This window comes from Micromonospora sp. CB01531 (assembly GCF_001905095.1).
In the GTDB taxonomy this organism is placed as follows: domain Bacteria; phylum Actinomycetota; class Actinomycetes; order Mycobacteriales; family Micromonosporaceae; genus Micromonospora.
In genome coordinates, this window is sequence record NZ_LWLS01000072.1 from 207,509 (window position 1) to 232,844 (window position 25,336).

The following is a 25,336-nucleotide window of genomic DNA, read 5'->3' on the forward strand; positions in this document are numbered from 1 at the left end:
CCTCCGGCTCCGTCGTGTGCCGAGCGTAACCCGGGGTGGCCGTCCGCACCGGCCCACCGCGGCACGTGCCACCGGCAACTCGGCCAGCACGCCGAGCCGTGCCTGCCGGCCTGCGGCCCGCCACGTCGGGCACCCGTTGGTCTGATCTCTCTGCTTGCCCCTGCGGCGGGGAGCCCGGGAGCCGTAGCCTCCGATGGAACCCGCGGGAGGCGAGAGCGGTGGACCACAGCGCCGGGCGGCCGGGCGGCGCCGGCGGCCGAGCAGCGCACCACCGGCACGACAAGCACGCCGGCCACGACCCGGTGATGTTCCGCCGTCGGTTCTGGCTCTGCCTGGCGCTGACCGTGCCCATCGTGCTGACCAGTCACCTGGTGATGAGCTGGCTGCACTATTCGCTGGACGTCCCGGGTGTGACGTGGGTGGGTCCGGTGCTCGGCTCGGTGGTGTTCGGCTACGGCGGTTGGCCCTTCCTGGTCGGGGCCGTCCGGGAGGTGCGGGACCGGGCGCCCGGCATGATGCTGCTGATCGGGCTGGCGATCACCGTGGCCTACCTCGCCTCGCTGGCGACCACCATCGGCGTTTTCCACCTGGACTTCTGGTGGGAGCTCGCCGCGCTGGTCACGATCATGCTGTTCGGCCACTGGCAGGAGATGACGGCGATCGGGCAGGCGCGCGGAGCCCTGGCCGCGTTGGCCGCCCTGCTGCCCGACGAGGCCGAGCGGGTCGGGCCGGACGGTTCGGTGCACCGGGTGGCGGTGGCCGGGCTGCGCCCGGATGACCTCGTGCTGGTCCGTCCCGGCGGGCGGGTGCCCGCGGACGGGCACGTCGTCGAGGGCGCCGCCGAACTGGACGAGTCGATGATCACCGGGGAGTCGCGACCGGTGCCGCGGGGAACGGGGGACCGGGTGGTGGCGGGCACGGTGGCCACCGACTCGGCCCTGCGGGTACGCGTCGACGCGGTGGGGGAGGACACCACGCTGGCCGGTATCCAGCGGCTGGTCGCCCAGGCGCAGGAGGCCGGCGGCCGGGCCCAGGCGCTCGCCGACCGGTTCGCCGCGTGGCTGGTCTACGCCGCCACCGCCACCGCCGTGGTCAGCCTGGTCGTCTGGGCCGCGCTGGGCCGGGTGGACGAGGCCGTGGTACGCACCGTCACCGTGCTGGTAATCTCCTGCCCGCACGCGCTCGGCCTGGCGATACCGCTGGTCATCGCCCTGTCGACCAGTGTGGCGGCGCGGGTCGGGATTCTGGTGAAGGACCGCCTGTCGCTGGAGCGGATGCGCAGCGTGGACGCGGTGCTGATCGACAAGACGGGCACGCTCACCAAGGGGCAGCACGCCGTGACCGGGGTTGCCGCCGTCGACGGCCTCGGCGAGGACGAGGTGCTGCGGCTGGCCGCCGGGGTGGAGGCCGACAGCGAGCATCCGCTCGCCCGGGCCATCGTCGCGGCGGCCCAGCGGGTCGGCCCGGCCACCGCCAGGGACTTCCGCTTCCTGCCGGGACGCGGGGTGCGGGCCACCGTGGGCGGGACAGCGTACGCGGTGGGTGGGCCGGCCCTGCTCCGGGAGTTGCCCGCCGAGGTCCCGGACGGGCTGCGCCGCGCCGACGGGGAGTGGGCGGCGCGGGGCGCCGCCGTGCTGTATCTGGTCCGGCTCGCCGACGCCCCGCGGGTCGTCGGCGCGCTCGCGCTGGAGGACGAGGTACGCCCCGAGGCCCGCCAGGCGATCGTCGAACTGCGGCAGCTCGGGGTCCGGAAGATTGCGATGATCACCGGGGACGCCCGCCCGGTGGCGGAGGCGGTCGCGGCCGACCTCGGGTTCCGGCCCGACGTGGACGAGGTGTTCGCCGAGGTGCTGCCCGCCGACAAGGACGAGATCGTGGCGGGCCTGCGGGAGCGCGGCCACCGGGTGGCGATGGTGGGCGACGGCGTCAACGACGCGCCCGCCCTCGCCCGCGCCGACGTCGGGCTGGCCATCGGCGCCGGTACGGACGTGGCCATCGAGTCGGCCGGTGTCGTGCTCGCCTCCTCCGACCCGCGCGGTGTCCCCGCCGCGATGCGGCTGTCCAAGGCGTCCTACCGCAAGATGGTCCAGAACCTGATCTGGGCCGCCGGCTACAACGTGGTGGCGATCCCGGTGGCCGCCGGTGTCTTCGCCTGGGCCGGTGTTTCGCTCAGCCCGGCCGCCGCCGCCGTGCTGATGTCCGCGTCGACGATCGTCGTGGCCCTGAACGCCCAGACACTGCGGTGGGTGCGGCTGACTCCCGGGGACCCGGGAGCCCGCTGACCGCCGTGGTTGGATGGCGGGGTGCAGTTCACCGTGACAGACGTACCTGAGCGGGAGCGATTCGAGGCGCGGGACGAGGCGGGGACGCTTGCCGGGGTGGTCACCTACCAGCTGACCGGCAGCATCATCGCCTACACCCACACCAAGGTCGACCCGGAGTTCGAGGGGCAGGGTGTCGGATCGACCCTGGCCCGGGCAGTGATGGAGGACGCGCGGACCAGGGGCCGGACGGTGGTGCCGATCTGCCCGTTCCTCGACGGGTGGCTGGGCAAGCACCCGGAGTACGAGAAGATCGTGGTCCGGTCGACCCGGAAGATCAAATAGACGGCGCACCCGGCCTGAGAATTCCCTGAGTGACGGACGCCTCATGGACGGTGACCGGTCGCCCGGGGCAGGTTTGACGTCAACCTGCTCCGGTCATCGAACCCAGAGCGAGGACGAGAGGGGAAAGGGGTGCCCGAGACGAACCGCGTCCGGCCGAGTCACGACGCAGTGCTGCCGGACGACGTGATCGACACGCTGCTGTGGCGGGTGGCGTACGACGTGGCCGCCGCTCACCAACCCGACGCGACGGGCGCCTGTGCCAGTCCGCTCTGCGTCGACCAGGGCGTGCCCTGCGCGCCACTGGTCTACGCCCGCCGGGCGATGCTGCTGGCCCGGGGCGGCGGCCGGCGGTACGCGACCCAGGAGGCGCCCGACCCGATGGCAAGCGACCGGCGGCGCGAGGCCGCCTGACGACGGCGCGCCGGGGCGGAGGTTCTCCTCGCCCGCTACAGACCTGATGGCGTAAACGATTCAGGCCCGGTCGTCGTGGGCTGAGTCGGGCACGCAGTCAGCTCGAAAGGGCTCGAGGCGGACAATCTCCCAGGCCGATCCAGCTACGTCATCAAGTTCGTAGCGCCGAGCAGGAGCCCGCCGTGCGGCGCCCGCCGCACCCGCCAGAATGTCCGGCTCGTCCGCCACGGCCCTCAGGCCTGCCGACAGGGGCATGGCGCGGCCGGCTCAGTGGGTCGGGCCGAAGGCGGCGAGGAACCGGTCCCGGAAGGCGTCCATCGGCCACACCGGGGCCTGAAGCCCGGGGCGTAGGCCGTCCTGCCAGCCCCAGCCGGCGATCCGGTCCAGCACCCTCGAGTCCTTCGCCACGATGGTGATCGGCACGTCCCGGCTGGCGTGCTCGCCGGTCACCGGTGCCGCCGGCTGGTGGTCGCCCAGGAACACCAGCACCAGGTCGTCCCCGCCATATGTCAGCACGTACGAGACAAGGGTGCGCAACGTGTACTCGATCGACTGCCGGTAGCCGGCGCGGATCGCGGCGCTGTCCCGCTGCACCGGGCCCTCGATCCTGGCCCGGTGGAAGATCGTGCCGTCGCCGACCGCCCCCCACGGCACCGGCTGGGGGATCGCCGACCACGGCGAGTGGCTGGAGATCAGCGGGATCTCCGCCATCAGCGGGGCGTGCGGTTCCGCCCGCTCCAGCCGCTGAAAGGTGGCCAGGGCGTACTGGTCGGGCATCGGCGCGTAGCTGAACCTCGGGCCGCGGTAGGCGAGCTTCTCGGCGTCGTAGTAGCGGTCGAACCCGAAGAACCTCCCCTCCGGCCACGGCTGGGTGGCGGCCGGCATCACCCCGACGGTCTGCCAGCCGGCCCGGCGGAACGCACCGTTCAGGGTCAGCCGGTCGCCGGCCAGCAGGTCCCGGTGGCGCTGGTCGTTGTCGATCCACAGCCCCGAGAGCAGGGTGTCGTGCGCCAGCCAACTGCCGCCGCCGAAGGTGGGCGAACGGAGGAAGCCGCTACGCGCGTCGTACCCGGCCGCCCGCAGCCGCCGGTAGCCGTCGTCGAGCACCGCGGCCACGCCCGGCGCGAGCCCGGGGGCCTCGACGGCGTCCCGGCCGTAGCTCTCCACGAACGCGACCAGCACGTCCTTGCCCCGCAACCCGGTCAGCAGCCGGTCACCGGGGACGTCCCGGTACGCGTCGACGGACACCTCCCGGGCGAACGCGACGCGGTCCCGCAGCCCGGCGCGGATCTGCCCGGCGTGTGCCGCGACCAGCGCGGTCGCGTCCCGGCCGGCGACCGGTACGCCGGCGGCGAGCCGGACCCCGAACAGGGCGCAGCCCAGCCAGAGCACCGACAGCGCGGCGACGACCCGCACCGAGGTGGCCCGGTGCCGGACGGCGACCCGGGCCAGCCGTAGCACACCCCAGGCCACCAGGACCGGCAGGCCGACGGCGAGCAGCAGCGCCCCGGCCGCCGCGGCGACCGCGCCGGCCCGGCCGACCGAGTCGGCGAGGAAGCCGAAACCGTCGTCGAACAGCGCCCAGTCGAGCAGCACGTCGAACGGCCGGCCCCGGGCCACGAAGAAGCCCATGTCCAGCAGCTTGAGCAGGCCGAGCAGCCCGAGTACCAGGCCGAGCAGCACCGCGAGCGGCCGGCGGGCCCGGGCCGGGAGGACGAGCAGCAGCCCTGCCGCGACCAGCCCCTCCAGCGGGATCCGCAGGAACGCGCCCGGCCCGAGCCGGTGCGGCTCGTCCGGTACGACCAGCGCCGCCACCACCAGCACCAGGGCGAGGCCGGTGCCGGCCCCGGCCAGGATCCGGCGTCCCCGCGACGCCGCCACCTCGCGTGGCGCGGTCGGCTCCTGCGGCGCGATCGCCCCGCCCGGCAACGTCGGCTCATCCGGCGTGCCGGCTTCGCCCGGCAACGTCGGCTCTTTCGGCGGGCCGGCCTCGCCGGATGAGGTCGCCGAGGTCGGGGTGCGGGGCGGCGGGACGGGCGGGCCCACGGCCAGCCGCCGCCGGGAGATGAGGGGTGACACGCCACGTCCTTCCCTGCGGGGATGCGCTCAGACCGGCTGGCGAGCGGCGATCCGGGCGGGAACGGGCGGCCGCGCGGGGCGACTGCCCGGCGCGGCCGGACCGACCGCGTCGAGGGGGACGGCCGAGGCCGGCCGAATCGCAGCCAGTGCCGCGACAGGAGCGGTGGCGCGGGCCGGGCGGTGCCGCCACAGCCAGGCCACGTCATGGCCGAACGACTCGACCAGCAGGGCCAGCGCGCCGGCGACCAGCGCGGCGGTCGCCACCGGTGGCAGCAGGTGGCTCGCCGCGACCGCCAGCACCACGCCCTGCGCCGCCGCGACGACCTTGCGCCAGTACCGGGGCGGCAGCGTGCCGCGCATCCAGGGCAGCAGCCAGCTCGCCGCGACGAAGGCGTACCGCATGCCGCCGATGGCGAGCACCCAGCCGCCGACGGACGGCGCCAGGTGGGCGCTGAGCACGAGGATCAGGAACGCGTCGACCTCCATGTCGAACCGCGCGCCCAGCGCGCTGGCCGTGCCGGTACGCCGGGCCACCGCGCCGTCGACCGCGTCCAGCGCCAGCGCCACGGCGGTGAGCGGGACCAGCACCGCCGCCGGTGCCGGCCCGGCCCCGCCCGGCACCACCAGGGCCAGCACCCCGCCGACCAGCAGCGCCCGGGTCAGGGTCACCCGGTCGGCCGGGCCGAGCCGCTCCGCGCCGCTCGCGCGCAGGCCGCGCCACAGCAGGCCGCAGAGCACCCCGCCGTACGCCAGACCGGCGAGCCAGCCCGGCACGCCGAGCCCCACCGTGCCGGCGAGCCCGGACAGCAGAACGAACTGGACGATCAGCCCGACCAGTGGGCCGTTTCGAACCGTGGACACCCTGCCTCCGTGTCTATGATCGGCAACCCCTGTCCATCAACACGGGCAATCCGGCCGACCGGTTCGGTCCGGATGCGGAGCAGAGGAGAATCGGTGACCCGGCAAGCCCGCGCCTTCTGGCTCCGCGCCCCCGGCGAGGGTGAAGTGCGCCCGGTCGAACTCCCCCCGCCCGGCCCCGACGAGGTGCTGGTCCGCACCCTCTTCTCCGGTGTCAGCAGGGGCACCGAGACCCTGGTCTTCACCGGCCGGGTCCCCGCCGACCAGTACGCCAGCATGCGCGCCCCGTTCCAGGAGGGCGACTTCCCGGCCCCGGTGAAGTACGGCTACCTGAGCGTCGGCACGGTCGAGGAGGGCCCGGACACGCTGCGCGGGCGGACCGTCTTCTGCCTGCACCCCCACCAGACCGGGTACGTGGTGCCGGCCGACGCGGTGGTAGCCGTACCCGAAAACGTGCCGGCGGCCCGGGCGGTGCTGGCCGGCACGGTGGAGACCGCCGTGAACGCGCTCTGGGACGCCGCGCCGCTGGTCGGCGACCGGGTGACCGTGATCGGCGCGGGCATGGTCGGCTGCTGCGTGGCCGCCCTGCTGGCCCGGTTCCCCGGCGTACGCACCGAGCTGGTGGACGCGGACCCGGCGCGGGCCGAGGTGGCCGCCGCGCTCGGGGTCGACTTCGCCCTCCCCGCCGACGCGGCCGGCGACCGGGACCTGGTGGTGCACGCCAGCGCCACCGCCGCTGGACTGCAACGCGCGCTCGACCTGCTCCGCCCGGAGCGCAGCGTGCTCGAACTGAGCTGGTACGGCGACCGCCAGGTCACCCTGGCCCTGGGCGGCGCGTTCCACTCGAAGCGGCTGGGCGTGCGCAGCAGCCAGGTCGGCACGGTGTCGCCCCGGCGGGCCGACCGCGGCTACGCCGACCGGCTGGCGCTGGCCTTGGAACTGCTCGCCGACCCGGTGTTCGACGCGTTGCTCACCGGCCGGTCCCGCTTCGCCGACCTGCCCGACGTGCTGGACCGGCTCGCCTCGGGCCGGCTGCCCGCGCTCTGCCACCTCATCACCTACGACGAGGAGTGATCCGTGTTCAGCGTGACCGTCCGGGACCACATGATGGTCGCCCACAGCTTCCGGGGTGAGGTGTTCGGCCCGGCCCAGCGGCTGCACGGCGCCACCTTCGTCGTCGACGCCACCTTCCGCCGGGCGGAGCTCGACGCCGACGGGATCGTGGTCGACATCGGCCTGGCCACCGAGCAGCTCAAGGCCGTGCTCGGCGAGCTGACCTACCGCAATCTGGACGACGAGCCGGCCTTCGCGGGGATGAACACCACCACCGAGGTGCTGGCCCGCACGGTCACCGACCGGCTCGCCGAGGCCGTGCACGCCGGCCGCCTCGGCGCGGGCGCCCGCGGCATCGCCGGGATCACCGTCACCCTGCACGAGTCGCACGTCGCCTGGGCCAGCTACGAGCGGTCACTGTAGCCGGATGAGGGTCGTCCACGTGGTGCTGCCGGGCGACATCGACGACCCGGCCACCCCCAGCGGCGGCAACACGTACGACCGGCGAGCATGCCACGGCCTGACCGCCCTCGGCTGGGCGGTGCGGGAGCACCCGGTGCCCGGCGGCTGGCCGCGCCCCGGCCCGGGGGAGCGGGCCGCCCTCGCCGGGGTGCTCGCGGGGCTGCCCGACGGCGCGCTCGTCCTGCTCGACGGGCTGGTCGCGTCCGTGGTACCCGAGGTGCTGGCACCGCACGCCATACGGCTGCGCCTGGTGGTGCTGGTGCACCTGCCGCTGGAGGACGAGGCCGAGGCGTGGACCCTGGCGCTGGCCGCCGGCGTGGTCACCACCAGCGAGTGGACCCGCCGCCGGCTGCTCGACCGGTACGCGCTGCCCGCCGGCCGGGTGTGGTCCGCCCCGCCCGGCGTGGACCCGGCGCCGGTCGCCCCCGGCTCACCGGCCGGCGGCCGGCTGCTCTGCGTCGCGGCGGTCACCCCGGTCAAGGGGCATGACGTGCTCGCCGCCGCCCTGGCCACGCTCGCCGACGTGCCCTGGACCTGCGTCTGCGTCGGCGCGCTCACCCGGGATCCCGGCTTCGTCGACCGGCTGCGGCGGCAGCTCACCGACGCCGGCCTGGCCGACCGGGTCCGGCTGCCGGGGCCGTGCACGGGCGCCGCGCTGGACGCCGCGTACGCCGCCGCCGACCTGTTGGTCCTGCCGTCCCGGCAGGAGACGTACGGGATGGCGGTCACCGAGGCCCTCGCGCGGGGCGTACCGGTGCTGGGCAGCGCGACCGGCGGGCTGCCGGAGGCGCTCGGGCGCGCCCCGGACGGCGCCCGGCCCGGCCTGCTCGTACCTCCCGACGACCCCGCGGCGCTGGCCGCAGCGCTGCGCGGCTGGCTCACCGGGCCGGACCTGCGGACCCGGCTGCGTGGCGCGGCCCGGCGCCGGCGGGACACCCTCAGCGGCTGGACGGTCACCGCGGACCGGCTGGCGACGGCCCTGACGGAGGCGACGGCATGACCACCCTGCTCCCACCCGACTTCGCCGACTGGCTGCGGCTGCGCGAGCCCGCCGACGCGGCGGCCCGCTCGGCCGAGCTGGTCGACGCGGTCCGCCACCGGCTGCCGGCCCACCGCCCGGTGGTCGTGCACGACCTGGGCAGCGGCACCGGCTCGATGGCCCGCTGGCTCGCGCCCCGGCTGCCCGGACCGCAGCACTGGGTGCTGCACGAGCGGGACGCCGACCTGCGGGCGCTCGCCGCCGCCGAGCTGGTGCACATGGCCGCCGATGGCAGCCCGGTCACCGTGGAGACCTGCGGCTCCGACATCACCCGGTTGCGGGCCGCCGACCTCGCCGACGCCCACCTGGTCACCGCGTCGGCGCTGCTGGACATGCTCACCGCCGAGGAGATCGAGCAGATCGTGGCCGCCTGCGCCGGCCACCCCACCCTCTTCGCGATCTCCGTGCTCGGCCGGGTCGAGTTCAGCCCGGCCGACCCGCTCGACGCCAGGCTCGCCGCCGCGTTCAACGCCCACCAGCGCCGCACCGTCAACGGGCGGGCCCTGCTCGGGCCGGACGCGGTGGACGCCACCGTGGCGGCCTTCCGCCGCCGGGAGGTCGGCGTGCTTGTCCGCGCCAGCCCGTGGCGGCTCGGCCCCGACCAGGCGGCGCTGACCGCCGAGTGGCTGGTCGGCTGGCTCGACGCGGCCGTGGCGGAGCGGCCGGAGCTGGCCGGCGCGGTCGGGGCGTACCGGGACCGGCGGCTGGCCGAGGCGGCGGCCGGCCGGCTGCGGGTGGTGCTGCACCACGCCGACCTGCTGGCCGGGTGAACCGCGCGACCCTGCGGCACGTGACAACAGGTAGATCAAGGGAGGGCCGGTTGTCACATGCCACCACCGTCGCGCCCACCCAGGCGCTAGCGGACCCTCCCTCCGGCCACTCCGGCTCGGCGGGTCTGACGCCACGCCGCGACCCGGAGCAGCCGGTCGCCCGCCCCGTCCCGGCCGGCCCGATCCCGCCGGCCCGGTCGCCCTGGCCGTGGGTCTGGACGCTCGGCGGGCTCGGGGTGCTCGCCGTCCTGGTCTGGTCGGTGGGTACCGGCCCGTTCCTGGCCGGGCTGCGGCTGATCGACGCGCCGGCCCTCGCCGCCGCGTCCGCCGTCGGGGCGGTCACCACGGTCTGCTGCGCCTGGCGCTGGTCGCTGGTCGCCGGCGGGCTGGGTATCCGGCTGCCGCTGCCCGTCGCCGTGGCCCACTGCTACCGGGCGGTCTTCCTCAACTCCACGCTGCCGGGCGGGGTGCTCGGTGACGTGCATCGGGCGGTCCGGCACGGCCGCGACGCCGGGGATGTGCTTCGGGGCGTCCGGGCGGTGGTCTGGGAGCGTACCGCCGGGCAGGTGGTGCAGCTGGTCATCGCGGTGGCCGTGCTGGCCGTGCTGCCCTCCCCGGTCCGGCCGTACCTGCCGGCGGTGGTGGCCGGGCTGGTCGCCGCCGGGCTGGGACTGGTGCTGCTGGCCCGGGCGGTGCCCCGCTCCGGCGCGTCCCGGTGGGCCCGGGCGGCGCGTACCGCGGTGGCGGACGTCCGGGCCGGGTTGCTCGCCCGGCGGACCTGGCTCGGCGTGGTGCTGGCCTCCGTCGTGGTGGTCGCCGGCCACCTGGCCACCTTCCTGATCGCGGCGCGCACCGCCGGCGCCGACGCGCCGCTGTCCCGGCTGCTGCCGCTGACCCTGCTGGCCCTGCTCGCCATGGGGGTGCCGGCGAACGTGGCCGGTTTCGGGCCGCGCGAGGGGGTGGCGGCCTGGGCGTTCGCCGCCGCCGGGCTCACCGCCGCCCAGGGCGTCGCGACCGCCACGGTGTACGGGGCGCTGGTCCTGGTCGCCAGCCTGCCCGGCGCGGCGGTGCTGCTGGTGCGCCGGTTCCCTTCGCGGGTGTCCGGCGACTGTCGGTGATCCCGCCTACGGTGAGGGTGCGAGGTGTGCGTTGCCGGCGCGTCCGGCGGCCCCGGACGAAGGAGAGCGGATGGACGAAGCGCTGCCCACGGCGACGGTCCGGACCCAGGTCACGGTCCCGCTGCGGTTCCCCGACGGGTACGTGACGGCCGCCCGGGTCTACTCCTTTCACGGCCTGGTGGACGGCCGCGAGCACCTCGCCTTCGGGCTCGGCGACCGGGCGGGGGCCGGGGACGGGGCCGCCCTGGACGCGTCCCCGCCGCTGGTGCGCCCGCACAGCGAGTGCCTCACTGGGGACGTGTTCGGCAGCCAGCGCTGCGACTGCGGGCCGCAGCTGCGGGAGGCGGTCGAGCGGATCGCCGGGGCCGGCGGCTACCTGCTCTACCTGCGCCAGGAGGGCCGGGGCATCGGTCTGTACGCCAAGCTCGACGCGTACGCCCTTCAGGACGGGGGCCTCGACACGTATGAGGCTAACGTGGCGCTGGGCCGGGGCGCCGACGAGCGCGACTACACGGTGGCCGCGCAGATGCTCGCCGCGCTGGGCGTGACCCGGGTGGACCTGCTCAGCAACAACCCGGACAAGGCGGCCCAGCTCGACCGGCTGGGCGTGACGGTGGTCGACCGGGTGCCGACCGGGGTGCACCTTTCCCCGGCGAACGCCAGCTACCTGGCGGCGAAGGCGAGCCGCGCCGACCATGCCCTCGACCTGCCGTTCGTGCCGTGACCGCCCGGCCGTACGTGCTGCTCAGCTGCGCGATGTCGATCGACGGCTACATCGACGACGCCTCCACCGGGCGGCTGCTGCTCTCCAACGACTCCGACTTCGATCGGATCGACGAGGTCCGGGCCGGGTGCGACGCGATCCTGGTCGGTGCCGCTACCGTCCGCCGGGACGATCCGAGGCTGCTGGTGCGTTCCGCGCGGCGGCGCGCCGACCGGGTGGCGCGCGGCCTGCCCCCGTCGCCGATCAAGGTCACCGTCACCGGCAGCGGCGACCTCGACCCGGCCGCCCGCTTCTTCGCCCTCGGCGACGGGGCGAAGCTGGTCTACTGCCCGGGTGGCGCGGTGGAGAAGACCCGGGAGCAGGTGGGCGAGGTGGCCACCGTGGTCGACGCGGGCGACCCGGTCACCCCGGAGGCGGTGCTCGCCGATCTCGCCGCGCGGGGCGTACGCCGGCTGATGGTGGAGGGCGGCGGCAGCGTGCACGCCCAGTTCCTCGCCGCCGGCATCGCCGACGAGTTGCACCTGGTGGTGGCGCCGTTCTTCGTGGGCGACGGCCGGGCGCCCCGCTTCGTGGCGGACGGGCGCTACCCCTGGCATCCGGGCCGCCGTGCCCGGATCGTCGAGGTACGCCAGATCGGTGACGTGGTGCTCACCCGCTACGCCCTCTCCGACCGTTGCGACGGACGCGGCGGGGGGCTCAGCGGCGGGTAGCGGCGCGAGGTCGGCGAGGTGGCCGTGTCCCGACGCGCCGGACACCGCCGCCTCGCCGAACTGGCGAACCGGTGGGGCGCTCAGAGCACCTGGGACAGGAACCGGCGCAGCCGCGGGTGCTCCGGCGTCTCGAAGACGGCGGCCGGCTCGCCGGCCTCCAGCACGACACCCCGGTCGATGAACGCCACCGTGTCGGCCACCTCGCGGGCGAACCCCATCTCGTGGGTTACCACCACCATGGTCATGCCGGCGGCGGAGAGGTCGGCCATCACCGCGAGCACGCCCTTGACCAGCTCCGGGTCGAGCGCCGAGGTGGCCTCGTCGAAGAGCATCACCTGCGGCCGCAGGGCCAGCGCCCGGGCGATCGCCACCCGCTGCTGCTGCCCGCCGGAGAGGTGCGCCGGCCGGGCGTCGGCCTTGGCGGCCAGCCCGACCAACTCCAGCTGGGCCCGGGCCACCTGCACCGCCTCGTCCTCGGAGAGCTTCTTCAGCTTCCGCAGCGCGAGGGTGATGTTGCGCAGCACGGTCATGTGCGGGAAGAGGTTGAACTGCTGGAAGACCATGCCGATCCGCTGGCGCAGCGCGTCCGGGTCGTCCCGCAGCACGCTGCGGCCGTCCAGCAGCACGTCGCCGCGGTCCGGCTCGATGAGCCGGTTGATGGTGCGTAGCAGGGTCGACTTGCCGGATCCGGACGGGCCGATCACGCAGGTGGTGCCGCCCCGCGCCACGTCCAGGTCGGCGCCCCGCAGCACCTGGTGCGCGCCGAAGGCCAGGTGCACGTCCCGGACGGCCAGGCTGACCGAGGTGGCGGTGGTGGCGGTCGTGCTCATCGCGGGTCCCTCCGTCCGGTGGTGGGCAGGCCGGTCTCTCCGGCCAGGGCCAGGCCGGCGTCGTCGGCGTCGTCCGGGGCGACGGCGACGCTGCGGCCCTGCCGCAGCCGGCGGTCGATCCAGTTGACAGCGTGGGTCAGCGGCACGGTCAGCGCCAGGTAGAACAGGCCGGCCAGCAGCAGCGCCGACTCGTTGCCGGTGGTGGCCGCGTAGTCCTGGCCGATCCGGAACAGCTCGCGCTGGCTGGCCACCAGGCCGAGGAAGTAGACCAGGCTGGAGTCCTTGATCAGGGCGATCAGCTGGTTGACCCACGCCGGCAGCACCCGGCGTACCCCCTGCGGGACGATGACCAGCCGCATCGCCTCGCCCCAGGAGAAGCCGAGCGCCCGGGCCCCCTCCAACTGGGCGGCCTCCACGCTCTGGATGCCGGAGCGGAAGATCTCCCCGATGTAGGCGGCGGCGATCAGCGACAGCGCCAGCACCCCGAGCGGATAGGGGTTCGGCCCCCACACCTGCATGCCGAGCGGCGCCAGGCCGACGCCGATGAGCAGGATGGTCGCTGCCGCCGGCAGGCCGCGGAACACGTCGGTGTAGACCCGGGCCGGCCACCGCAACCATCGGGTACGCGAGATGCCCGCGATCGCCAGCAGCATGCCCAGCACCGAGCCGAGCAGGGCGGCGGAGACCGCCAGGATCAGCGTGTTCGGCAGCCCGACCGTCAGCATCTCGGGCAGCGCCTCGCGCATGGAGTCCCAGTCGAAGAAGGTCTCCCACAGGGTGCTCAACGGATCCATCAGACGTCTCTCCTACCGCCCCGCTCGTTCGTCGTACGTACGTCAGGAAGCCGCCGACGGCGACGGCACCGCGACCGTGCCGCTGCCGGGCTTGAAGTCGGCCGGGATCGGCCGGCCCGGGTAGTACTGCGCCTGCAGCTTGCTCCAGGTGCCGTCGGCGATCACCTCGTCGAGGCCCTTGTCCAGCGCCTCGCGCAGCTTGTCGTTGCCCTTGGCGACCGCGTACGCGGTCGGGGCCGGGCTGAGCTGCTTGGCGGCCACCTTGATCTTGCCGTTGCTGTCGGCGGCGGACTTGTCGCCGATCTCGGCCGGGGCGATCCAGGCGTCGGCGGTGCCGGCCTTGAGCTGGTTGATCGCGCCGTTGTAGTCGGGCACCCGCACCGGGTTGAGGTTCTCCCGGGTGGCGTAGTCGTCCTGCACCGTGCCCTGCACGACCACCACCCGCTTGCCGGCGAGCTGGTCAAAGCTGGTGATCGACGAGCCGGCCGGCACGTCCAGTCCGAAGTAGCCGAAGTCGTAGCCGTTGCCGAAGTCGACGGTCTTCTTGCGGGCCTCGGTGATGGTGATGGACGAACTGCCCACATCGAACTTGCGGTTGTTGACCTGCGAGAGCAGGGCCGAGAAGTCGGTGCCGACGAACTCGACCTTCAGGCCCACCTTGGCGGCGACCGCGCTGAGCAGGTCGTTGTCGAAGCCGGTGAACTTGCCGTCCTTCAGGTAGACGTTCGGCGGGGCGTCGGTGAGCGTGCCGGCCCGCAGCACGCCGGCCTGGAGCAGGCCGTACGGGTTGGCGGCCTCGCTGGTGGCGCCGTCGCCGCCGCAGGCGGTAAGGGCGGTGGCGGCGAGCACAGCGGCGGCGCCGAGCGCGGCGACGCGAGTCAGGGCAGGAAGGAATCGCACAGGTGTCTCCAGGGTCGAATGGCGACGTGGGCGTACGCCGCCGACGGCGCGCCGCGACGGACGAGCCGGAAGGGATGGTGCGGAAGGAAGGGAGGTGGGCGCTTAGCGCATTCGGCGACAGGCGTCGCTGCACACCCGCATCAGGTCGACGTGCCGGCGCTTGACCAGCGCGAAACCGGCCGAATAGGCGACGCCGTCAGCGGGCAGGGTGCGGAGGTGAGCAGACATGGTTCTCCCTGGTCGGTGATGACCTGGGTACCAGGCCACGCTTGCACCGGCGTGCTGCCGATGCCTGGTCCTCACCCGGGGCACCCCACCGCGGAGGAGGGTTGCCGGCCAGCGAGCCGGGGCTTGGCGCTGGCGCTCATGACCTGGCGAGAAGGCTAGCAGCAGCCCCACCCGGGACGTCCAGCCGTTATGACCACCCTCACGTCACAGCCCTTACCCGGCCGGCTCAGGGGCGCCGTACCGGAGCGGGCTGGACGGTCCGGACCAACCCGATCCGGCGGTACCCGACGCGGCCGCGCGGGCGGGCGGGCACGATCGGGGCGTCCCGGCCGGTGCCGTGCCGGCCGTCGCCGGACGACCGCTGCTCGTGGTACTCCTGCTCGACGTTGACGGTCCAGACGTCGTGTCGGGTGCCGCGGGCGATGTTCTCGGCGGTCAACATCGCCGTCAGCATCGAGTGGTCCTGGTTGTTGTAGCGGTGCATCCCGTTGCGCCCCACCGGGTGCACATTCGGCACCTCGCGGGCCAGCCAGTCGCGGATCACGTCCAGGTTTCCCTGGTACCGCTCGTCGTAGACCGGATACGCCTTCGGCATCCGCACCACGTGGCCGGCCTCCACGCACTCCGGCCGGACCAGGCCGAGCCACTCCAGCTCCGCGGTGGCGAGCACGACGAGTTCCTCGTCCGGGGTACGCCACATCTCGTCGTCCTCGAAGACGAAGTACTCCAGCCCGAGGCAGGTACGCCCGTCCTTGACCAGGTACGGCGACCAGGAGCCGAAGTTCTGGATGCGGCCCACCCGCACGGCCGGATCGTGCACGTAGATCCAGTTGTCGGGGAAGGAGAACTCGGCGGGCACCACCAGGGCGACCGTCAGGAAGTCCCGGTAGCACAGGTCGTCGGCGGCGGCACGGACCTCGGCCGGGGCCTCCGGGCGCATGGCGTGGACCAACGCGGAGATCGGCATCGAGCAGACGACATGGTCGGCCCGCTCGGTGCGTTCCCCGTCCGCGTCGGCCACGGTCACGCCGGTCGCCCGCTGGGCCGCGGGATCCCGGTGCACGGCGGTCACGCGGACGCGGGTAGCCACCGATCCGCCCCGCTTCTCCACCTCCTCGGCGCAGCGCTCCCACATCATCCCCGGCCCGAACTTCGGGTACTGGAACTCCTCGATCAGGCTGGTCACGTCAGTGCGTCTGTGCCCGGGCAGCAGGGCGTTGCGCAGCGCCTTGGCAAGCGAGAGGTTCTTGATCCGCTGCGCCGCCCAGTCGGCCTGCAACTGGTCGGCGGGCATCCCCCAGACCTTCTCGGTGTACGTCTTGAAGAAGATCGAGTAGAGCCGCCACCCGAACCGGGCGGACACCCAGCCCTCGAAGTGCGACTGGTCCTTCGGCGGCCGCAGCCGCGTCCACGCGTACGAGCCGACGCAGCGAACCGCCTCGGCGATGCCCAGGTTGCGCAGCGCGTTGCCGGCGTTCAGGGGGTAGTCGAAGAGCGCGCCGCGGTAGTAGATCCGGCTCATCCGGGGCCGGAGCAGGAAGTCCTCGTCCGGCAGGATCTCGTGCCAGAAGGCGTCGACCCGGGCGACCTTGGTGAAGAACCGGTGCCCCCCGATGTCGAAGCGCCAGCCGTCCCGCTCGACCGTGCGGCTGATGCCGCCCACGATGTCGTCGGCTTCGAAGACACGGACCGGCTCGCCGTGGCGCAGCAGCTCGTACGCGGCGGTCAGACCGGCCGGTCCCGCGCCGATGATCACGGTGCCGTTGTTGTCGCCCATGCTGCCCGGAGCCCCCCGCCGTGTCTGATGCGGCAGCGCGCATACCCGTCCGGCACCCCGTCTCACCTGTGTCGGCCGGGCGAATCTCACCGCATCCGGTCCGCCGCGGCTTCGCCCGTGGACACAATCCCCTCGGTTCGGCGACGACCACGGGTGGGCGAGGTGCCAGCGGGGATGCCGGGGACCTCCGCGGTCCGGCGGTCGGTCGCGGCCGCGACGACCGGTGGGGGACGGATGGGTGAAGGGCTGCGGGCGGGCCAAGCGGCCCCGGTGGCGCGGTGCTCCCGCCGCCGCGACCGGCTGCGGTCGCTGGCCCGCGCGGCGTCTAGGCTCGCCGCCCGGGTGCCCACCCCTTGGGGCTTCGTGCTCGCGGTCTTCGTCGGGTCGAAGGTCGTGCTCAGCCTGATCGGCGTGACCGTGCTGGCCGCCTGGGACGGGGTGCCCGGCGCGCCACCCCCAGACGAGGCGCTGATGCGCGCCCAGCAGCACGATGTCTCACCGCACCGGTGGATCTCCCTCTGGTTCGCGTGGGACTCGTTCCTCTACGACCATCTGGCCCAAGTGCCGCTCGACCGGCCCTGGCGCGACTTCGGCTTCCCGCTGCTCTACCCGTTCCTCGCCCGGCCCTTCGCCGTGCTGCTCGGCGGGCACACCGCGTGGGCGCTGCTGCTGGTCAGCAACGTCGCCCTCGTGTTCCAGCTCTACTACGCCCATCAGCTCGGCGGCCGCCTGCTCGGCGACGACGGAGCGGACGCCGCCGGCGCCGCGGGGCGTCGGTTCACCCGCTACCTGCTGCTCCTGCCGGCCGCCTTCTTGTTTCAGGCGGCGCTGACCGAGTCGCTCTTCCTCTGCCTCGTCCTGGCCGCCTTCTGGTACGCCGAGCGGGGCCGCTGGGCGCTGGTCGGGATCGTCGGCTACTTCCTCGCGCTGAGTCGCTCGATCGGCTTCCTGGTGGTCGTCCCGCTCGCCCTGGTCCTGCTGCGCCAGCACGGCTACCACCTCGGGCTCCGGACGATCGGTCGGTACCTCAGGATCGGCTGGCCGCTGCTGCTCGTACCGGCCGGGTGGCTGACCTTCATGGCGTTCGGCAAGTGGCAGAGCGGCGACTGGTACGCGTACAAGCACGCCCAGGAAGAGGGCTGGGGCATCAGCGTGCAGAACCCGCTGGGGGTGATCATCCACGGGCTGACCGGTTCGTCGGGCGACGCCCTACGGGCCTGGGTCGCCGTCGCCGTGCTGGTGATGGCGCTCGTCGGCCTGCGCCGGGTCGAGCTGCCTTACCTGGTCTACACGGTGATCGTGGTGCTGGTGCCGCTGTCGATGGGACCGCTGGTGTACCGGAGCCTGCTCCGCTACCTGCTCGCCGCCTTCCCGGTCGCGCTGGTGCTGGCCCGCTGGGCGCAGCGAGCCACCCTCGACAGTTGGCTGACCGCCGCCCTGGCGCTCACCCAGGGCGCGCTGTTCGTGGTGTGGCTGACCTACTGGACGCACTTCATCATCTGAGGTGGCGGCACCGGCGGCGGGACGCCCGATCTCCGCTCGCCCGAGGTGCCCGGCGTGATCCGCCTACCGGTTGCTAGGTTGCTCCGGTGTTCGCCCTGCCTTTGACCGACGACGCCGAGCTGCGGCCGCTCCAGCCCTGGCACGCCGACGAGTTCCTCGCCAATCTCGACCGGTGCCGGGAGCACATCGCCCCCTGGGTGGGCGCGTCCTTCGTGGCCATCGACGCCGAGTCCGCCCGCCGGGTCCTGCAGAACTACGCCGACCGGTGGGCGCGCGACGACGGCGGCATCTGGGGCATCTGGCAGCGTGGCACGCTCGTCGGCGGGGTGCTGTTCGTGTCGCTCAACACCACCACCGGCGTCTGCGAGGCCGGCTGCTGGCTGGAGCCCGGCGCCGAGGGGCAGGGCCTGGTCACCCGCGCCGCCCGGGTGATCATCGACTGGGCGGTCCGGGAGCGCGGCATCCACCGGGTGGAGTGGGTGACGAAGGCCGGCAACGAGCGCAGCATCGCCGTCGCCCGACGGTTGGGCATGCGCCGCGACGGAGTCCTCCGCGCCGCCGCCCCGGGCCCGACCGGCCGGGCCGACATGGAGGTCTGGTCGGTGCTGGCTCCGGAGTGGACGGCAGGGTCGCCGGCCGCCCACTGACCCGCGCCACCGCCACGCGGCACAGTTTTGTCGTACCCGGGCGTGAACATCTGTCCATGGCTGCCCCCGCCCTGGCCGACCGGTCCCCCCAGCCGCGCGCCCTGCCGCTGCGCGAGGTCCGCACCCGGCTCACCCAGCTCGTCGCCCTCGCCGAGCTGACCGACACCGTCACCATCGTCACCCGCGACGGCGACACCCGCCCGGTCGCCGCGATCGTGCCGGCCCCGGCCGCGCGCACGGCGGCCCAGGCCCGGGCCGACGCCGAGCGGATCGCCGCGATCAGCGCCGGCTGGTCCCGCCGCCTCGAGGAGCTGCACCGGCAGAGCAGCCGGCGGCACGCGGCCGAGCGGCGCGCGCTCACCGACGCCCTCGCCGAGGTCTGGGCCGAGCTGGAGCGCCGCGTCCCGGCCGGCGACCCGGCGCTGGCCCGGCTCCGGGCCGCCCACGCCGAGTTCCTCCGCGACTGACCCGCGCGACCGGCCCGGCGCCCGCCGGACCGCCACACCGCGGAGCCCTTAGCGGTCGCTCCTCGGCATGGCGGTCACCACGCCGGAATGCGGGTCAGTCCCGGCCGCGCTGGGCTCGGTAGCGACGGATCAGCGCCGCGGTCGACGAGTCCACGTCGCCGAGCTCGGGGTGGGAACCGGCGAGCTTGGGCGCGAGCTGGTTGGCCATCACCTTGCCCAGCTCCACGCCCCACTGGTCGAACGGGTTGATGTCCCAGACCGTGCCCTCGGTGAAGACGATGTGCTCGTACAGGGCGATCAGCTGGCCCAGCGTCGACGGGGTCAGCTTCGGCGCGATGATCGACGTGGTCGGGTGGTTGCCCGGCATTACCCGGTGCGGCACCACGTCGGCCGGGGTGCCCTCCGCCTCGACCTGCTCCCGGGTGCGGCCGAAGGCCAGCGCGGCGGTCTGCGCGAAGAAGTTCGACATGAACAGGTCGTGCATGTCGCCCAGGTCGTGGTTGGGCTGGCTGAACGCGATGAAGTCGGCCGGGATCAGTCGCGTCCCCTGGTGCATCAGCTGATAGAAGGCGTGCTGGCCGTTGGTGCCCGGCTCGCCCCAGAAGATCTCCCCGGTCGGGTACGTCACCGGCCGGCCGTCGACGGTCACCGACTTGCCGTTGCTCTCCATGGTGAGCTGCTGCAGGTACGCCGGGAACCGGTGCAGGTACTGCGCGTACGGCAGCACCGCGTGGGTCTCCGCGTCGAAGAAGTCCGTGTACCAGACGTTCAGCAGGCCCAGCAGCGCCGGCACGTTCCGCTCCACCGGCGCGGTGCGGAAGTGCTCGTCCACGGCGTGGTAGCCGGCCAGCATCTCGCGGAACCGCGTCGGCCCGATCGCCAGCATCACCGACAGGCCGACCGCCGACGGCAGCGAGTAACGGCCGCCAACCCAGTCCCAGAAGCCGAACATGTTCTCCGGGTCGATGCCGAAGTCGCGGACCCGCTGCTCGTTGGTGCTGACCGCGACGAAGTGCCGGGCGATCGCGGAGTCGTCGGCGTCCAGCCCGGCGAGCAGCCAGCGCCGAGCCTGGTCGGCGTTGGCGAGGGTCTCCTGGGTGGAGAACGTCTTGGAGACCACGACGAACAGCGTGCTGGCCGGGTCCAGGTCGGTGGTCTTGTCATGGATGTCGGTCGGGTCGATGTTGGACACGAACCGGCAGCTGATCCCGGCGTCCCGGTACGCCTTCAACGCCTCGTACGCCATCACCGGCCCGAGGTCCGAGCCGCCGATGCCGATGTTGACCACGGTGGTGATCCGCTCGCCGGTGTATCCGCGCCAGGCGCCCGACCGGACCCGCTCGGCGAACGCCGACATCCGATCCAGCACCCGGTGCACGTCGGCGACCACGTCCTGCCCGTCCACCACCAGCGACGCGTCGCGGGGCAGGCGCAGCGCGGTGTGCAGGACGGCCCGGTCCTCGGTGGAGTTGATGTGCTCCCCGGCGAACATGGTGGCGATCCGGTCGATCAGCCGGACCCGCTCGGCGAGCGCGGTGAGCAGGCGCAGCGTCTCGTCGGTGAGCAGATTCTTGCTGTAGTCCACGTGCAGGTCGGCGACGTCGCCGGTGAGCCGCTCACCCCGCTGCCCGTCGGCGGCGAACAGGTCCCGCAGGTGGGTGCCGCGCAGTTCCTCGGCGTGCTTGCGCAGGGCCTGCCATTCGTCCGTGGTGGTGATGTCCACAGTCATCGGGCCGATCTTCTCCTTCACGACGGGGTCTGCCAGCGGGCCGTCGTCGCCCCGCTGCCGGCGACCCCACCAGCCTGCCACCCGCCGGAGGTGCGCGCGACGGGACCTGGCATCACCCATCCCTTGGAACGGGCGCCACGCGCCGCGCCGGTTGCGACACCTGTTCGACACGTCGACTGCGGGGAGACAGCGTGCGGTAGCGGATCGTACGCTCCGGTCACTGACCGTACCGGTGAGGAGGGCCCATGACGACGGTGATCGGGCCCCGGCCTCCGTCCGACGAGGACGAGCCGGCCGACGGTCCGGCGGAGCCGCTGCCGGAACTGGAGGACGGCCACTGGATGCACCGGGCCACCGAGTTCGCCCACACCAGCTTCGGCTCGGTGGCCCGCCGGCTCCCCGCCCTGGTCCGCGAGGCGGTCGCGCTGGCCTGGGCGACCAGCCGCCGGGACACCCTCGCCTCGATCGGGCTGAACGTCGCCGCCGGCGTGCTCACCACGCTGGGGCTGCTCGCCACCACCGGGGTGCTGCGGCAGCTCTTCGCCGCCGGTCCGACACCCGACCGGATCCGCGCCGCCCTGCCGGCCCTGCTCCTCGCCGCGCTGGCGGTCACCGCACGTGGCGCGCTCACCATCGCCGCCGGCTGGGCGCAGGCCCGGCTCATCCCGCAGATCAACTACCAGGTGGAGCTGCGGCTCTTCGAGACCACCACGGCGGTCGAGCTGGCCGCCTTCGACGACGCCGGCTTCGCCGAGGAGATGGACCGCGCCCGGGACAGGGGCATGGCCGAGGCCGCGTCGATCGTCGACGACACGGTCAACCTGGTCACCGGGCTGGTGGGGGTGCTGGCCACCGCCGCCGCGGTCACCGTGATCCAGCCGGTGCTGCTGCCGTGCCTGCTGCTCGCCGCCGCGCCGGAGGCGGTGACCGCGGTGAAGATGGCCCGCCGCCGGCACCTCGACTGGCTGGGCCGGATCACCCGGCGCCGTCGGATGTGGATGCTCGCCGAGCTGATGGCCGACCGGCACACCGCCGCGGAGATCCGGGCGTACCAGATGCGGGACTTCCTGCTCGCCGAGTATCGCCGGGTGATCGGTCTGGAGACCCGCGCCGAGCTGCGGCTGGCCCGCGCGCTGACCGCCACCCGCGCGGTCGGCCTGTCGATCACCGGGGTCGCCGCGTTCGCCCTCTACGCGGTCCTCGGCGGCTTGCTGCTGACCGGCGTGGTGGCCCTCGCGGCCGCCGCGACCGCCCTGCTGGCGGTGCAGTCCGCCCGGGCCGGGCTGCGGACCGCCGTGTTCGCCACCAACTCGCTCTACGAGGACGCGCTCTACTACCAGGACTACCGAAACTTCGTCGACCGCGCCGGGCAGCGGGTGCCGGCCGGCGGCGACCGGGGCGTCGACGCCGTCGAACACATCGAGCTCGACCAGGTCACGATGTGCTACCCGGACACCAATGTCCCGGCCGTGGACGGCGTCAGCCTCACCATCCGGCGGGGGGAGGTGATCGCCCTGGTGGGCGAGAACGGGTCCGGCAAGACCACCCTCGCCAAGCTCATCGCCGGCCTCTACCGGCCCACCGAGGGGATGATCCGCTGGAACGGGGTGGACCTCGCCGAGCTGGATCCGCGGCAGACTGCCGGCCAGGTGGCGGTGATGAGCCAGGACTGGCGGAAGTTCCCGTTCACCGCCCGGCAGAACATCCGGATCGGCCGGCACGACCGGGCCGCCGGGCCCGCCGGCCCGACCGTCGAGGACGCCGCCCGCGGCGCGGCCGCCCACGACATGATCACCGGGCTGCCGTTCGGGTACGACACGCTGCTCGACCGGCAGTTCAAGAACGGCCAGGACCTCTCCGGCGGCCAGTGGCAGCGGCTGGTGGCCGCCCGCGGCCTCTACCGGGACGCCCGGCTGCTGATCTGCGACGAACCCTCGGCGGCCCTGGACGCCCGGGCCGAACACGCCCTCTTCCAGCACCTGCGGCGGCACCCCGACCGCGCCGTGGTCCTGATCACCCACCGGCTGGCCAACGTCCGGCACGCCGACCGGATCTTCGTGCTGGACCACGGCCGCCTCATCCAGCAGGGCAACCACGACGAGCTGATGGCGCAGGACGGGCCCTATCGGGAGCTGTTCGAACTCCAGGCCGCCGGCTACCTGGCCGGGGCGGGGGAGGGTCCGGGCTGACCAGTTGACCTCGAGTGCACTCGAACTCCTAGGGTTGCCGGACCGGCCGCCGCCCGGTCAACGCGGCGTACCCCCTCAGGAAGGAACAACCCTGTGCGCTACCGCGTTCTCGGCGGCACCGGCATCCAGGTCAGCACCCACTGTCTCGGCACCATGATGTTCGGCGCGGTCGGCAACCCCGACCACGACGACTGCGTGCGCATCGTCCATGCCGCCCTCGACCAGGGCGTGAACTTCGTGGACACCGCCGACATGTACTCCGCCGGCGAGTCCGAGGTTATCGTCGGCAAGGCGCTGCGCGGCCGGCGGGACGACGTGGTCCTGGCGACCAAGGTGCACTTCCCGATGGGGGAGGGACCCAACCGGGGAGGCAACTCCCGGCGCTGGATCGTCCGGGAGGTGGAGGAGAGCCTGCGCCGGCTGGGCACCGAGTGGATCGACCTCTACCAGGTGCACCGGCCCGACCACACCACCGACGTGGAGGAGACCCTCGGGGTGCTCACCGACCTGGTCCGGGCCGGCAAGGTCCGTGCCTTCGGCTGCTCGACCTTCCCGGCCGAGGAGATCGTGGAGGCGCACCACGTCGCCGAGCGGCGGGCGCTCGGCCGCTTCCGCACCGAGCAGCCGCCGTACTCGATCCTGGCCCGTGGAATCGAGACCGCGGTGCTCCCGGTCTGCCAGCGGTACGGCATGGGCGTGCTGGTCTGGAGCCCGCTGGCCTCCGGTTTTCTGTCCGGCCGCTACCGGCAGGGCCGCACTGTGGACCTCACCGCCGGCCGGCCGGCGCTCACCCCGGCCCGCTTCGACCCGGCGCTGCCCGGCAACGCGGCCAAGTACGCCGCCGTCGAGCAACTCGTCGCGCTCGCCGACGAGGTCGGCTGCACCCTGCCCGAGCTGGCCGTCGCGTTCGCCGTCGCGCACCCCGGGGTCACCTCGGCGATCATCGGACCGCGCACCATGGAGCAGCTCGACGGGCTACTCAAGGGCGCGTCGCTCACCCTCGACGACGCGATGCTCGACCGGATCGACGAGATCGTCCCGCCCGGCACCAACCTCTACCAGCCGGACGGCGCCTGGTCGTCGCCCGTCCTCACCGACCCGGCCCGCCGGCGCCGCCCCCTCGCGGATCGCGCCGCCGCCTGACCGCCGGCCGCCGGCGGCTGATATCCGTCGACCGGTACGCCGGCGTGCGCCACACTGACGGTGTGGATCATCGTGATCTGGTCCGGGTGAGCAAACGGATGTCGCTCGCGCTGCGGCACCGCCCGGACCGGTTCGGCCTGGCGCTCGACCGGGCCGGTTGGGTGCCCGTCGCCGACCTGCTCGCCGCGCTGCGGATCAGCCGCGGCGAACTCGACGCCGTGGTCGCCGGCAACGACAAGCAGCGCTTCGCCGTCGAGCGTGGACCCGACGGTGTCGACCGGATCCGGGCCAGCCAGGGCCATTCCGTCCCGGTGGACCTGGGCCTGACGCCGGCCCCGCCGCCGGACCGGCTCTACCACGGCACGAGCGAGAGCGTCCTGTCGGCGATCCGGGTCGAGGGGCTGCGCCGAGGCCGCCGGCACCACGTACACCTGTCGCCGGACGGGGCGACCGCCCGCCGGGTCGGGGCGCGCCGGGGTGGCGCGGTGGTGGTGCTGACCGTGGACGCGGCCGCCATGGCCGGCAACGGCTACCTCTTCTACCGCAGCGCCAACGGCGTCTGGCTCACCGACGTCGTGCCCGCCGCCTACCTCACCGCCTGACGCGCCCGCACCGCGTTGACCGTGAAGCTGTCGCCACGGCCCGCCGACGGGCGACAACTAGGTCAGATCGCGGTGACCAGGTGGCGGACGATGCCCTCGAAGACGAGGGTCAGGCCGCCCACCGTTCGGCGAGGAAGTCGGCCAGCACCCGGGTATGCGTGGAGAAGGCCAGCTCGACGGGCTCGGTGAGGACCAGCCACTCGGTGGCCTCCTCGGTCGGTGCCGACGGCGGCAGGTCGCCGACCGCCCGCTCGGGCAGTACGCCGAAGACCATCATGGTGCCGCCCGCCGGCGCCCCGTGCACCGCGAACAGCCGCGCCTGCTCGGCGTCGGCCAGCAGGCCGGTCTCCTCGCGCAGCTCCCGGACCAGCGCCTCCGACCACTCCTCGCCGTACTCGATGAAGCCGCCGGGCAGGGCGAGCTGCCCGGCGGCCGGTTCTATGTCCCGGCGGACCGCCACCACGCCGAGCCCGGCCGGCGTCCGGACCGGCAGCACCGCCACCGCGACCGGCAGCGGGTTACGCCACACCGTCCCGCCGCAGGCCGCGCAGACCCGCGGCCAGCCGGCCTTGGCCGGATAGGCGGCACCGCAGTACGAGCAGTGTGAGTACGGTGTGACGGTCACGCCGCAGCACGTTACCCGCCTGGCTCGTGAGTCGTCAGGCTTCGGCCCCGACAGGGCTGCGGCTGAAGAGGA

24 protein-coding genes, 1 pseudogene and 1 riboswitch are annotated in these 25,336 nt (G+C 73.9%); of the genes and pseudogenes, 16 read left to right on the plus strand and 9 right to left on the minus strand.

The window, feature by feature from the left end; all coding sequences use genetic code 11:
• The first annotated feature begins 218 nt into the window (after positions 1–218).
• The 3 genes from A6A27_RS20200 (at position 219) to A6A27_RS20210 (ending at position 3,017) form a co-directional block, all read left to right on the plus strand.
• Positions 219–2,282 (plus strand): heavy metal translocating P-type ATPase, encoded by a 2,064-nt coding sequence (locus A6A27_RS20200; RefSeq protein WP_073836177.1) that lies wholly within the window; start codon positions 219–221, stop codon positions 2,280–2,282.
• Between the two features lie 33 nt (positions 2,283–2,315).
• Positions 2,316–2,606, plus strand: a complete 291-nt coding sequence (locus tag A6A27_RS20205) for a GNAT family N-acetyltransferase (RefSeq protein WP_241825358.1) — start codon at positions 2,316–2,318, stop codon at positions 2,604–2,606.
• A 129-nt stretch (positions 2,607–2,735) separates the two neighbouring features.
• Entirely contained in the window at positions 2,736–3,017 is a 282-nt protein-coding gene (locus A6A27_RS20210) for a hypothetical protein (protein WP_073836179.1), read from the plus strand.
• 267 nt (positions 3,018–3,284) lie between these two features.
• Here the strand turns inward: A6A27_RS20210 and A6A27_RS20215 are convergent, their stop codons facing one another.
• Positions 3,285–5,096 (minus strand): sulfatase, encoded by a 1,812-nt coding sequence (locus tag A6A27_RS20215; RefSeq protein WP_073836180.1) that lies wholly within the window; start codon positions 5,094–5,096, stop codon positions 3,285–3,287.
• 153 nt (positions 5,097–5,249) lie between these two features.
• Positions 5,250–5,957: pseudogene (locus tag A6A27_RS20220) on the minus strand (CDP-alcohol phosphatidyltransferase family protein); the annotation flags it as partial.
• Positions 5,958–6,050: 93 nt separating this feature from the next.
• Between A6A27_RS20220 and A6A27_RS20225 the strand changes: the two are divergent.
• The 7 genes from A6A27_RS20225 to A6A27_RS20255 all read left to right on the plus strand — a co-directional run bounded on the left by A6A27_RS20225 (position 6,051) and on the right by A6A27_RS20255 (position 11,830).
• A complete protein-coding gene (locus tag A6A27_RS20225; protein WP_073836183.1) occupies positions 6,051–7,028 on the plus strand; it encodes a zinc-dependent alcohol dehydrogenase in 978 nt (325 codons plus the stop codon).
• Between the two features lie 3 nt (positions 7,029–7,031).
• Positions 7,032–7,430, plus strand: a complete 399-nt coding sequence (locus tag A6A27_RS20230) for a 6-pyruvoyl trahydropterin synthase family protein (protein ID WP_073836184.1) — start codon at positions 7,032–7,034, stop codon at positions 7,428–7,430.
• A 4-nt stretch (positions 7,431–7,434) separates the two neighbouring features.
• Entirely contained in the window at positions 7,435–8,469 is a 1,035-nt protein-coding gene (locus A6A27_RS20235; protein ID WP_073836185.1) for a glycosyltransferase family 4 protein, read from the plus strand.
• Positions 8,466–9,278 carry an SAM-dependent methyltransferase gene (locus A6A27_RS20240; RefSeq protein ID WP_073836187.1) on the plus strand — a complete coding sequence of 271 codons (813 nt, stop codon included), beginning with the start codon at positions 8,466–8,468 and terminating at the stop codon, positions 9,276–9,278. The genes A6A27_RS20235 and A6A27_RS20240 overlap by 4 nt, the downstream gene beginning before the upstream one ends.
• A 182-nt stretch (positions 9,279–9,460) precedes the next feature.
• On the plus strand, positions 9,461–10,396 hold the full coding sequence (locus tag A6A27_RS20245; RefSeq protein WP_073836312.1) for a lysylphosphatidylglycerol synthase transmembrane domain-containing protein: 936 nt from the start codon (positions 9,461–9,463) through the stop codon (positions 10,394–10,396).
• Positions 10,397–10,466: 70 nt separating this feature from the next.
• Positions 10,467–11,120 (plus strand): GTP cyclohydrolase II, encoded by a 654-nt coding sequence (locus tag A6A27_RS20250; RefSeq protein ID WP_073836188.1) that lies wholly within the window; start codon positions 10,467–10,469, stop codon positions 11,118–11,120.
• Entirely contained in the window at positions 11,117–11,830 is a 714-nt protein-coding gene (locus A6A27_RS20255) for a RibD family protein (RefSeq protein WP_073836189.1), read from the plus strand. Before A6A27_RS20250 ends, A6A27_RS20255 begins: the two co-directional genes overlap by 4 nt.
• Positions 11,831–11,910: 80 nt before the next feature.
• Here A6A27_RS20255 and A6A27_RS20260 read toward each other — a convergent pair whose 3' ends face one another.
• The 5 genes from A6A27_RS20260 to A6A27_RS20275 all read right to left on the minus strand — a co-directional run bounded on the left by A6A27_RS20260 (position 11,911) and on the right by A6A27_RS20275 (position 16,359).
• Positions 11,911–12,660, minus strand: a complete 750-nt coding sequence (locus A6A27_RS20260; protein ID WP_073836190.1) for an amino acid ABC transporter ATP-binding protein — start codon at positions 12,658–12,660, stop codon at positions 11,911–11,913.
• Entirely contained in the window at positions 12,657–13,454 is a 798-nt protein-coding gene (locus tag A6A27_RS20265; protein ID WP_073836191.1) for an amino acid ABC transporter permease, read from the minus strand. Before A6A27_RS20265 ends, A6A27_RS20260 begins: the two co-directional genes overlap by 4 nt.
• A gap of 42 nt (positions 13,455–13,496) precedes the next feature.
• Positions 13,497–14,354 (minus strand): ABC transporter substrate-binding protein, encoded by an 858-nt coding sequence (locus A6A27_RS20270; RefSeq protein WP_073836192.1) that lies wholly within the window; start codon positions 14,352–14,354, stop codon positions 13,497–13,499.
• A 102-nt stretch (positions 14,355–14,456) separates the two neighbouring features.
• A complete protein-coding gene (locus tag A6A27_RS46835) occupies positions 14,457–14,582 on the minus strand; it encodes a hypothetical protein (protein WP_274534566.1) in 126 nt (41 codons plus the stop codon).
• Between the two features lie 32 nt (positions 14,583–14,614).
• A riboswitch (SAM riboswitch) is annotated at positions 14,615–14,726 on the minus strand.
• Between the two features lie 82 nt (positions 14,727–14,808).
• Entirely contained in the window at positions 14,809–16,359 is a 1,551-nt protein-coding gene (locus tag A6A27_RS20275; protein WP_083672724.1) for an NAD(P)/FAD-dependent oxidoreductase, read from the minus strand.
• 174 nt (positions 16,360–16,533) lie between these two features.
• Between A6A27_RS20275 and A6A27_RS20280 the strand changes: the two genes are divergently transcribed.
• The 3 genes from A6A27_RS20280 (at position 16,534) to A6A27_RS20290 (ending at position 18,976) form a co-directional block, all read left to right on the plus strand.
• Entirely contained in the window at positions 16,534–17,862 is a 1,329-nt protein-coding gene (locus A6A27_RS20280) for a hypothetical protein (RefSeq protein WP_241825359.1), read from the plus strand.
• An 86-nt stretch (positions 17,863–17,948) separates the two neighbouring features.
• Complete coding sequence (locus A6A27_RS20285; RefSeq protein ID WP_073836194.1) at positions 17,949–18,509, plus strand: GNAT family N-acetyltransferase; 561 nt, start codon at positions 17,949–17,951, stop codon at positions 18,507–18,509.
• A 56-nt stretch (positions 18,510–18,565) separates the two neighbouring features.
• Positions 18,566–18,976: a hypothetical protein gene (locus A6A27_RS20290; protein WP_073836314.1), complete on the plus strand. Its 411-nt coding sequence runs from the start codon at positions 18,566–18,568 to the stop codon at positions 18,974–18,976.
• A gap of 94 nt (positions 18,977–19,070) precedes the next feature.
• On the opposite strand, the gene pgi is transcribed toward A6A27_RS20290, so the two are convergent.
• Positions 19,071–20,705: a glucose-6-phosphate isomerase gene (gene pgi, locus A6A27_RS20295; RefSeq protein WP_073836315.1), complete on the minus strand. Its 1,635-nt coding sequence runs from the start codon at positions 20,703–20,705 to the stop codon at positions 19,071–19,073.
• Positions 20,706–20,950: 245 nt separating this feature from the next.
• Here pgi and A6A27_RS20300 point away from each other — a divergent pair, with 245 nt between their 5' ends.
• From A6A27_RS20300 to A6A27_RS20310, 3 genes are all read left to right on the plus strand, one after another.
• Positions 20,951–22,894, plus strand: coding sequence for an ABC transporter ATP-binding protein (locus tag A6A27_RS20300; RefSeq protein ID WP_073836195.1), 1,944 nt, complete (start codon positions 20,951–20,953; stop codon positions 22,892–22,894).
• A 93-nt stretch (positions 22,895–22,987) separates the two neighbouring features.
• Positions 22,988–24,037, plus strand: coding sequence for an aldo/keto reductase (locus A6A27_RS20305; protein WP_073836196.1), 1,050 nt, complete (start codon positions 22,988–22,990; stop codon positions 24,035–24,037).
• Positions 24,038–24,099: 62 nt separating this feature from the next.
• On the plus strand, positions 24,100–24,639 hold the full coding sequence (locus A6A27_RS20310) for an RNA 2'-phosphotransferase (protein ID WP_073836197.1): 540 nt from the start codon (positions 24,100–24,102) through the stop codon (positions 24,637–24,639).
• A 109-nt stretch (positions 24,640–24,748) separates the two neighbouring features.
• Here A6A27_RS20310 and A6A27_RS20315 read toward each other — a convergent pair whose 3' ends face one another.
• Positions 24,749–25,264, minus strand: a complete 516-nt coding sequence (locus A6A27_RS20315; protein WP_073836198.1) for an NUDIX domain-containing protein — start codon at positions 25,262–25,264, stop codon at positions 24,749–24,751.
• Positions 25,265–25,336 lie beyond the last annotated feature (72 nt).

Bases quoted from the DNA above. Each gene is read 5' to 3' on its own strand.
- A6A27_RS20235 (WP_073836185.1), top strand. From the start codon at position 7,435: ATGAGGGTCGTCCACGTGGTGCTGCCGGGCGACATCGACGACCCGGCC.
- A6A27_RS20240 (WP_073836187.1), top strand. From the start codon at position 8,466: ATGACCACCCTGCTCCCACCCGACTTCGCCGACTGGCTGCGGCTGCGC.
- A6A27_RS20250 (WP_073836188.1), top strand. From the start codon at position 10,467: ATGGACGAAGCGCTGCCCACGGCGACGGTCCGGACCCAGGTCACGGTC.
- A6A27_RS20260 (WP_073836190.1), bottom strand. From the start codon at position 12,660: ATGAGCACGACCGCCACCACCGCCACCTCGGTCAGCCTGGCCGTCCGG.
- A6A27_RS20265 (WP_073836191.1), bottom strand. From the start codon at position 13,454: ATGGATCCGTTGAGCACCCTGTGGGAGACCTTCTTCGACTGGGACTCC.
- A6A27_RS46835 (WP_274534566.1), bottom strand. From the start codon at position 14,582: ATGTCTGCTCACCTCCGCACCCTGCCCGCTGACGGCGTCGCCTATTCG.
- A6A27_RS20275 (WP_083672724.1), bottom strand. From the start codon at position 16,359: ATGGGCGACAACAACGGCACCGTGATCATCGGCGCGGGACCGGCCGGT.
- A6A27_RS20280 (WP_241825359.1), top strand. From the start codon at position 16,534: ATGCCGGGGACCTCCGCGGTCCGGCGGTCGGTCGCGGCCGCGACGACC.
- A6A27_RS20290 (WP_073836314.1), top strand. From the start codon at position 18,566: ATGGCTGCCCCCGCCCTGGCCGACCGGTCCCCCCAGCCGCGCGCCCTG.
- pgi (WP_073836315.1), bottom strand. From the start codon at position 20,705: ATGACTGTGGACATCACCACCACGGACGAATGGCAGGCCCTGCGCAAG.
- A6A27_RS20300 (WP_073836195.1), top strand. From the start codon at position 20,951: ATGACGACGGTGATCGGGCCCCGGCCTCCGTCCGACGAGGACGAGCCG.